We start from the raw sequence: 8,948 nt of genomic DNA on the forward strand, positions 1-8,948 counted from the left end.
TACCAGAACAGCAACATCGTGTTAATCCACGTATTTAAAGAATACTGTGCGCTGCTGTTTTTCAAAGGCACCCTGTTAAACGATCCTAATGGCATCCTGGTTCAGCAAACAAAGAATGTGCAGTCGGCACGCCAAATCCGCTTCACCAACGCACTCCAGATAGTTGAACAGGAAGCCGCACTAAAATCCTACATCCACCAGGCCATTGAAGTAGAAAAAGCCGGTTTAAAAGTCGATTTCAAGGAACATACAGAACTCGTATTCCCTGCCGAATTTCAGCAAAAACTAGATCACATCCCTGCCTTAAAAACCGCTTTTGAAGCATTAACTCCGGGCCGACAAAGAGGCTACCATCTCTATTTCACTTCAGCCAAACAATCCAAAACCAGAGAAGCAAGGGTCGAAAAATGCATGCCCCTAATTCTCAACGGAAAAGGACTGGATGATTAGTAAATTCTTGATGGCGGCAGCCCGTACATCTTTTTAAATGCAAACGAGAAATGCGAAAGGTCCTCAAATCCAATTTCCAGATATACATCTGATGGTGCCCGGCCTTTCTCTTTAATCAGGTAATGCGCCTCCTGCAGCCTCCTTTGCAGCAGCCACCTGCTTGGCGTGGCATTAAAAACCTGCGAAAAATCCCGTTTAAACGTAGCCAAACTACGCCCCGTAAGGTAGGCAAAGCGCTTTAACTGCACATTAAAATGGAAGTTTTTATTCATAAAGGCTTCCAGATCTATTTTACCCGGCTCACTAAAATCAAACAATACATCCTTTAATTCAGGGTTTGTCTGCAGCAAAATCATAATCGCCTCGCGCTGTTTCAATTTCTGAAGATCAGCATTAATCAACTGATCAGCCGCAACATACGGCAACAGCGAATTCATAAAACTCTGATAAAGCCCAAAACCTTCTAATGGCTTTACTTTTTCAACCGGCCTGCCTCTATTACCCTCCGCCTTATAGCCATAGTCCATGCTAAAGTCGCTTAAAGCCGCCTGATCCAGATAAATGGAAACAGATTTAAAAACCCCTCCCGGAGGAGGTTGTTTCACAAACTTAAGCAACTGGTTTCGTCTGATGAACCGAAAATCACCCTCGTTAAAAACATGCTCAGTAATACCGTCGCTTATTGTAAGCGTGCCAGATATCTGGTAGCTGAACACATGCTCGGGAACAAATTGCTCCCCCTGCCTGTTGCGGGTAAAATAGCAAGAGTAAGCAATGGGCGAATTAGTCATAGGTCATAAAATTAAGCATTTTACTGTTTTCTTTTAACATCGCTGATGTACCACTTGCCATCAGCACTAGCAAGAAAGTTCTCAGAATCATCATGATCTGTAGATAAACTCATATCCAGCCATTCTTCCATTTCCACTTGCCTCACCTCATTGGCATTGTTCAGCATACCTATCGCCTCACTGCCTAGTACCAAATGCACCGGTGGCGCAGGGTGCGAAGCCAGTTCAACCATCACTTTTGCCGCTTTTTCAGGATCTCCCACAGGGACAAACTTCCCGCCTTTAAATAGTGCTGTCCGCTGATTAACCATTTCATAACCTTCAATCTCACGTGCATAAGTCATAGACGCACCTGCCCAATCAGTTCTAAAACCGCCCGGTTCTACACTGGTCACATATATACCCAATGGTGCTACTTCCTTAGCCAAAGCCTCAGTAAAGCCGCCTAAACCAAATTTTGCTGCCTGGTACATGGTTAAACCCGCATTACCCACTCTTCCGCCTATTGAGCTTATCTGCAATATACGTCCCTCACCCTGGTTGCGCATGTAAGGTAAAACCGCGCGGGTAATTTCAATTGGTGCATACAAGTTTGTTTCCAGCTGACTGCGCATCTGCTCATCTGTATAAGCTTCGGCAGCGCCGATGATACCAAATCCCGCATTGTTCACCAACACATCAATACGTCCAAAATGTTTCGCTGCCTCAGCAACAGACGCATACACCTGCTCATAATCAGTTACATCCAGCRCTATAGGAAGTATCTGATCAGTAAACCTTGTTACCAGGTCATTCAATTGCGTAATATCGCGTGCGGTTGCAGCAACTTTATCGCCGCTGCTCAACACTGCTTCTGTCAGGCTCCTTCCCAATCCCCTGGAACTGCCTGTAATAAACCATACTTTTTCCATTGTCTTAATTTTTAAATACAATTCAAAGGTACAGCCCAATTCAGCGCAGCGTTTTGTTCAAAAGCTCAAACTGCTTTGTTAAAAAGCTCAGTAAACCTTATCTTTAGTATATGCGCAAATTATTACAGAAGCTATTTTCTCCCCTGATCATCAGGCTTGCCAATAAATACGCATCAAGGCCAGATAGTACAAGAGTACACAAAGCACTATCGGCACTATGCCAGGACATCATACAGCGCCCCGGCAAACGTGGCCAACTCATCGATCTGGGCACAAAACACCGCATCATTCTGTTCTCAGACCAGCACAAAGGAAACCGCAGCCATCAGGACGACTTCACGCTTTGCGAAGACAATTACCTGGCAGCACTACGCTATTACAACGAGCACGATTTTCTATACTGCAACATGGGCGACAGCGAAGAGCTTTGGAAAAACATGCTCCTGGATGTCATCAAACACAACAAAGCAAACTTCGAAGCAGAAAAACGCTTTCTCGAACGCAATGCCTACATCAAACTTTTTGGCAACCACGATCTCTACTGGGACAACGACCCCCTCGCAGGTTTTATGCTCAAAAATATCTTTGGAACAAAGGTCCGAATCTATGAGGGCATCATTTTCACCCTCGCTGTTAAAGACCAGCAACTCAACATATTTATCACCCACGGCCATCAGGGCGACATGCAAAGCGATGGAAACTGGTTCAGCAAATGGTTCGTCTCCAATATCTGGGGGCCAGTTCAATCTTTCCTCCGCATCAACCCAAATACACCTGCCTTTGATAACCAGCTCAAGTCCGAACACAACCAGATTATGTACGACTGGACCGCCAAACAAACCAACCTGGCCTTAATTACCGGCCACACTCATCAGCCAGTATTCAATTCACTTACCCATCTGGAACGTACTTACATCAGGCTCAATGAGGCTAAGAAAAAAGGCGACAAGGCAACCATTCAGAAACTGGAAGCCGAACTCCTTGCAGGAAAAATCAGCGGTAATACCTCTCCCAGGCTCGAAAATTCCAAAAACACTTATTTCAATGCTGGTTGCTGCTGTTTTAACGACGGGGATATCACCGGTATAGAAATAGAAGACGGCAAAATCAGACTTATAGAATGGAAAAAAGACATCAATGGTGTACCGCAACATCTGGTACTTGAAGAAACAACGCTAGATAACCTGCTTGGCTAATTACCTCCCGATCTCAAATCTACCCCAAAAATCCTTTTATAAGATTAGCTGTCTCTTCAGGTTTTTCTGCAAGCAAGAAATGGCCACTATCCTCAACTTTTACAAACTGTAAATCTGTTGCGTAGTTAGGCAGGGAATATTGCAACATTTCATATCCGGCAGCACCAATTCCAATTACAGGCATCATGAGTTTACCATAAGTTTTACTATCCTCTATATCCTGCGGAAAAGCCTGATACCAGGCATTTGACGCACGTATTCCATCATTACTATCATAAGCAAAAGCATAAGCAGCTTTATCGAACTCATCAATACTATTTTGATCTTTCAATAGGTTCCTAAAAATCCATTCTATTACAATAGACATCCTACCTGCCAGCAGCTGTTCAGGAAGTTCTTTTGTCTGATTGAAGGCTAACCACCATGGATAAGTATAGTTTGCGCTTAATATTGGAAGCATAGGGAGTTGATACATTCCGGGATCCGGATGCGGGGTATCTAGAATAACAAGCTTGGAAGTCATCTCTGGAAAATTCGCGGCAAAACTAAAGGCAACATGAGCACCAATGTCATGACCCGAAATATTAATTTTTTCGTAACCCAACTTTTTCACAAGCTCATAAACGTCCTTCGCCATGTTCTTTTTATCGTAACCTTCCAATGGTTTCTGCGAACTACCCATACCCCTTATTTCTATTACAATAACACGATAATTTGTCGCCAGTAATGGCATTACTTTATGATAAGCCCACCAGGTTTCTGGCCATCCGGGAATCAAAATTAAAGGCTGTCCTTCACCACCCTCTACATAATGCAGCACCGTCCCATTCACTTCTGCATAATTGTTTTTAAAACCAGGTAGCGATTTTATTAGTTCTTCGTCTGAATACTGCATTTTGATAATTCTAATTAGTGATCAATTTTCAATTGTAAAAGCAAAACTAAACACTAATTTTGCAACCAACAAGTATGAAGTATACTGCATAGTTCACTTTTATTTTTACACTTCAAAGAAATATGAAATTAATTAATCAGCTTTCAAAAGAAACAGGAATACCTATCGGCACCATAAGATTTTATGAAAAAACAGGTCTATTCACCGGCGAAAAGAAAGAGGAAGTAAAAACCAATAACTATGTATACTATGGAGATGACGTTGTCGAGAAATTAAGATTTATACAAATGGCAAAAGCGGTAGGTTTTACGCTGGCCGAAATCAAAGAAGTTGTAGATGCCTGGTACAAAAAGCAAATCAGCAAAAAAGCAAAGATTCAAGTTCTTGATAAGAAATTACTGCAAATAGAAGAGAAAATCAAAGAATTAAAATCAGTCAAAAAACAAATTGCTATCTGCAAGTTTAATATTGAAAATGAAAATATTGAAAACGCTGATGAAACTATCATTAGTGGAGGCAGACCTTTCGATCTACCCCCGTATTAACGCTCTCACCGACAAAGATAAAAAAACAACTTGTATATACAAGACCTTCTTAAATTCTTACCACATTTTCAAAAATAGAACCCACCCAATTCATAGAATTTGAATTAGTTTTTTATTTTTGGCCAGCCTATGTTCAAGCCCATTACCTTTCAAAATGAAAACTACCTGATCCACCCTTTCCGGCCCGAAGACCTGGAACGTTTTGGTCAAATCTCAAAAGAAGTATTTTGCATCCTATCCGATGATCATACCCTAAAATTCGTCCCCAATAAACGATTAAGTACATTTCAGGAAGCAGAACTATTCCTGCAAACCATGCTCATGAATGCCCATGCCGGGCGAAACTACCTCCATTTCATTACAGATAAAAAACTCAGCAAAGTCGTAGGCATTATCGATCTCATTTCCCCTCAGGTAGCACAGGAACATTACCAGATAGATCACTACCCTWTCTTCATCGAATTTTACCTCAGCAGTTTTGCCAGCGGATGTTATCTCATGACAGACATCCTTCCGACCATTGTAGACCAGATCCTGTCGCAAGGCATTTCCAACATAGGTGCCGTAGTCAACCGCGATAACATTGCTGCCAAGAAAGTCCTAAAGAAAGCACAGTTCCGCTACAAAAACCCTTTCGATCAGGTTCAGGATTTTTATGAGATCACACAGAACTAAGCACTTATAAAGAGTTATCCGTAGCCTCAAAATCAAATATTTCGTTATACTTGGGTTTCACAACCACCGTACCTTTTAAATCCATCAGGCCAAGTTTTATGGCACTCACTTCACTGTAATCACCATCCAGGTCACCAAAACGGAGTAAGCCATGCTGGTACGAAATAAATCTTGTCTTTTTATTTTTACTCAGATCAATCAATGGTTTTTTGTCCAAACCAATAAAAGCAGTTGGCTCATAGTCCACATTCTTCACAAAAAATAAACCATTGCCCAAACTGGCAAATCCGTTATCACCAAGTGCAAGTATCTGCTTCCCTTTCGTATCAATTATTACTTTCTCGTACGGATTCTTAATAGAGCTTGCCAAAAGATGCTTGCTATCCAGAATATCTAAACTACTCCAGTTAAAGTCAAGTAAATGCTCTCCTTTGGTATTAATCAGGGCATATTCCGATTGCCCATCATCCTTGCTGTCAAATCTTGCAACCGGCGCCATACCATAACTAAAGTCTACTCCTTTGGCAAGAGTAGGTTTTACCACCTCTTTTCCTTTCGCATCTATATAGCCGTAATGCGGCACATACTCATTATAAAACTCATGTATCTTATAAACCATCACCAGGGCCAGGCCATTACTAAACGCCGAAATCTCCTTATAAGTTGGTGGAGCTACCACCTGCCCCGTTGTCGTAATAAGTCCATATGTAAAGCTATCTTCAGCATTTGCTTCAGCAAATGAAAAACTCGCCAACCCATTCGTAAAATTCGACTCAATATCATACTTAGCATCTGTAACTATTTTTCCCTGAAGGTTAATAAGCCTGCCAATACTTTTTTTGTCACCATTTTTCGAATCATATTTCTCAAACACCTTTGCTAACCCTTTTTCAAAAGCCTCAGCACCTAAATATTGAAGCTTTATTACCTCTTCGCCCTTTAAATTCACGTAGCCATAGCTTCCATTCTTTGCAACTACAGCAAGTCCTTGCGAAAAATAGCCGACAGTATCATACACCGCCTCAACCACCATTTTTCCACTCGTATTAATAAAGCCCCATTTGTCATTTACCTCCACACCTGCCATTCCCTCGTTAAAGAAACTCACATTTGTAAATTGAACAGGAATTACCAATTTGCCCGCTGCATTGCAAAAGCCCCATTTGCCTGCCTTTTCAGAGTTGTCTACAACCTCAACGTTTACATTTTTACTTTGTGCAGTAGACATTTCCACTACCGGATATGATTTAGGGATGTATTTTCCAATGTTTACCGGTACAAGGTTGTTGTTCCACAAACCCGCATCGTCATAAACCAGCGGAACCACTTCATTGCCCGAAACATCAATAAACCCACATTTGCCATTCAGGCGAACCTGGGCCATATATTTTTTCTCTTTTTGCGCATAGGCGAAGGAAAAGCATGCCGTTAACAACAGCAGGAGCAGAAATTTAGCGTAATTAGATAGCATTCAATGTTTTTTAGGATGATGTAGATGCAATAAAGTTAAGCATCTTCTCCTTTATATTGCAAATGAGCCTCCGGATTATAAACTTCCAGTATAAAGCCAGGATTAGCCAGGTCTTTAAATTCAAATTGGCGATATAAACCATGCGCGTCACTGGTATTCAACATTTTTCTCCTCAACCTTTTCGACCACGGTTGCTCAAAAATATGAGCCAGCATCAGCTTCGATATCCCATTTCCACGAAATTCAGGCAACACCATAAAATCTGCGAACCACCCAAAAGTATAATAATCCGTAATCACCCTGCCAAATCCAACCTGCACCCCCTCTACAAAAGCACCAACACAAAAAGAATTCGCTAACGATCGGTCTACCAGTTCATACGAAATACCTTTAGCCCAATAAGAATCCTCACTTAAGAATCGGTGTACCGTCTTTACATCCATATTCTCTTTACCTGTTTTAACAATAAATTCTAACATAATATCTGATTTTTACACAAAAGTAGCTGGCAGCACTAAATGAACACAGTTACAGTTTTTGATATTTAAACAGACACAGTTATCTTTACCTCATGAAGCGCAACTTCCTGTACACCGAATTATCAAACAACATTGCCACGCTCATTAAAAATGGAGTTTTAAAAGAGGGCGACCGCCTCCCATCTGTCAGAATGCTATGCACAGAACATGGTATCAGCATGAACACAGCAAAAAGAGTATTCCTCGAACTGGAAGCACAATCGCTCATCGAATCAAAACCCCAGTCCGGCTATTTTGTAAGTCGCCTTCCCTACAAAAAACTTCCGCTTGCGCAGGTCAGCAGCCCTTCATTAATCAACGGCAATCAGGAACCGGAAGAATTGATTCATAAAATTTACGCCAACATGGGCAATACAGACCTTACATTTTTTTCCATTGGAGCGCCCGCAGATCAGCTCCTGCCCTTAGCTAAGCTAAATAAAGAAATCATCCTCGCCACACGCTCACTTAGCCACAGTGGCACCGCATATGAACCCTTACAAGGCAACGAGAAGTTACGCCGAATGATTGCAACACGTTCCTTAACCTGGGGAGGGAATTTTGATGAAAACGACCTGGTCACCACAGCCGGCGGAATGAATGCACTATCCTTTTGCATGATGGCCTTATCAAAGCCTGGCGATACCATCGCAATGGAAAGCCCCTGTTATTCCGGCATCCTGCAGTTGGCCCGCAGTTTAGGGCTCAAAGTAATCGAACTGCCTACCCATCCTATTACAGGAATCGAAATCGATGCCTTAAAAAAAGTAGTCTCCAAAATCAACCTGTGCCTGCTGGTTCCAAACTTCAACACACCCTTAGGCAGCTGCATGCCCGATGAACATAAAAAAGAAGTCGTTGCACTTTTGGCCAAACACGGCGTTCCACTTATAGAAGACGACGTCTATGGCGATCTGTATTTTGGTGCCCAGCGCCCTAAATGCTGCAAGTCCTTTGATGCCGGGGGAACAGTACTCTGGTGCAGTTCTATTTCCAAAACCCTGGCCCCGGGCTATCGCGTGGGCTGGATCGCACCTGGCAAATACAAAGAGCAGATCCTTAAGCTCAAACTGGTTCACGCCATATCCTCAACTACCATTACACAAGAAGCAGTAGCCAACTTTCTAAAAACCGGCAGATATGAAAATCACCTACGCAAACTGCGTCAAACCTTGCAGTACAACTACCAGCAATATATAGATACCATAGCCGAATATTTCCCGGAGGGAACCAAAACCAGCCGACCGCAGGGCGGGCTTGCCTTATGGGTAGAATTTAGTAAAGAAATCAATACTACAATCCTGTTCGAAAGGGCGCTGAAACAGAACATCAGCATTTCTCCCGGCAGGATGTTTACCCTACAAAATCAGTTTGAAAACTGCATGAGGCTTTCCTTAGGCCTACCCTGGTCCGAAACCCTCAAACAAAAATTAAAATTACTTGGCAGGCTGGCAGGATCATAACTGATCAAAATACGCCGTAGTCTCCTCCAGTAT

At 42.3% G+C, this 8,948-nt stretch carries 10 protein-coding genes; 5 read left to right on the forward strand and 5 right to left on the reverse strand.

Annotated features, from left to right (window positions below; translation table 11 throughout):
* The coding region (locus tag AC1DG9_RS18255; protein WP_477635002.1) for a YdeI/OmpD-associated family protein at positions 1 to 450 on the forward strand (450 nt) is incomplete at its 5' end.
* Here AC1DG9_RS18255 and AC1DG9_RS18260 read toward each other — a convergent pair.
* Both AC1DG9_RS18260 and AC1DG9_RS18265 read right to left on the reverse strand, forming a co-directional pair.
* Positions 447 to 1,241: a helix-turn-helix domain-containing protein gene (locus tag AC1DG9_RS18260; protein WP_288879006.1), complete on the reverse strand. Its 795-nt coding sequence runs from the start codon at positions 1,239 to 1,241 to the stop codon at positions 447 to 449. The genes AC1DG9_RS18255 and AC1DG9_RS18260 overlap by 4 nt on opposite strands.
* Before the next feature lie 20 nt (positions 1,242 to 1,261).
* Positions 1,262 to 2,152: an SDR family NAD(P)-dependent oxidoreductase gene (locus tag AC1DG9_RS18265; protein WP_477635003.1), complete on the reverse strand. Its 891-nt coding sequence runs from the start codon at positions 2,150 to 2,152 to the stop codon at positions 1,262 to 1,264.
* Positions 2,153 to 2,262: 110 nt separating this feature from the next.
* Here AC1DG9_RS18265 and AC1DG9_RS18270 point away from each other — a divergent pair, with 110 nt between their 5' ends.
* Positions 2,263 to 3,348, forward strand: a complete 1,086-nt coding sequence (locus tag AC1DG9_RS18270) for a metallophosphoesterase (protein WP_337716568.1) — start codon at positions 2,263 to 2,265, stop codon at positions 3,346 to 3,348.
* Positions 3,349 to 3,367: 19 nt separating this feature from the next.
* On the opposite strand, the gene AC1DG9_RS18275 is transcribed toward AC1DG9_RS18270, so the two are convergent.
* Entirely contained in the window at positions 3,368 to 4,243 is an 876-nt protein-coding gene (locus AC1DG9_RS18275) for an alpha/beta fold hydrolase (protein ID WP_172659802.1), read from the reverse strand.
* 122 nt (positions 4,244 to 4,365) lie between these two features.
* Between AC1DG9_RS18275 and AC1DG9_RS18280 the strand changes: the two genes are divergently transcribed.
* Positions 4,366 to 4,788 carry a MerR family transcriptional regulator gene (locus AC1DG9_RS18280; protein ID WP_172659801.1) on the forward strand — a complete coding sequence of 141 codons (423 nt, stop codon included), beginning with the start codon at positions 4,366 to 4,368 and terminating at the stop codon, positions 4,786 to 4,788.
* Positions 4,789 to 4,917: 129 nt separating this feature from the next.
* A complete protein-coding gene (locus AC1DG9_RS18285; protein ID WP_477635004.1) occupies positions 4,918 to 5,463 on the forward strand; it encodes a GNAT family N-acetyltransferase in 546 nt (181 codons plus the stop codon).
* A gap of 4 nt (positions 5,464 to 5,467) precedes the next feature.
* On the opposite strand, the gene AC1DG9_RS18290 is transcribed toward AC1DG9_RS18285, so the two are convergent.
* Both AC1DG9_RS18290 and AC1DG9_RS18295 read right to left on the reverse strand, forming a co-directional pair.
* Positions 5,468 to 6,934, reverse strand: a complete 1,467-nt coding sequence (locus tag AC1DG9_RS18290; RefSeq protein ID WP_172659799.1) for a WG repeat-containing protein — start codon at positions 6,932 to 6,934, stop codon at positions 5,468 to 5,470.
* Between the two features lie 35 nt (positions 6,935 to 6,969).
* Positions 6,970 to 7,413 carry a GNAT family N-acetyltransferase gene (locus tag AC1DG9_RS18295; RefSeq protein WP_172659798.1) on the reverse strand — a complete coding sequence of 148 codons (444 nt, stop codon included), beginning with the start codon at positions 7,411 to 7,413 and terminating at the stop codon, positions 6,970 to 6,972.
* Positions 7,414 to 7,505: 92 nt separating this feature from the next.
* Here AC1DG9_RS18295 and AC1DG9_RS18300 point away from each other — a divergent pair, with 92 nt between their 5' ends.
* The gene (locus AC1DG9_RS18300; RefSeq protein ID WP_337716566.1) at positions 7,506 to 8,915 is read left to right on the forward strand and encodes an aminotransferase-like domain-containing protein; all 1,410 of its coding nucleotides are present in this window, start codon (positions 7,506 to 7,508) and stop codon (positions 8,913 to 8,915) included.
* Positions 8,916 to 8,948: the final 33 nt, after the last annotated feature.

The sequence above is a fragment of the Pedobacter sp. 05L430 genome, from assembly GCF_056397585.1.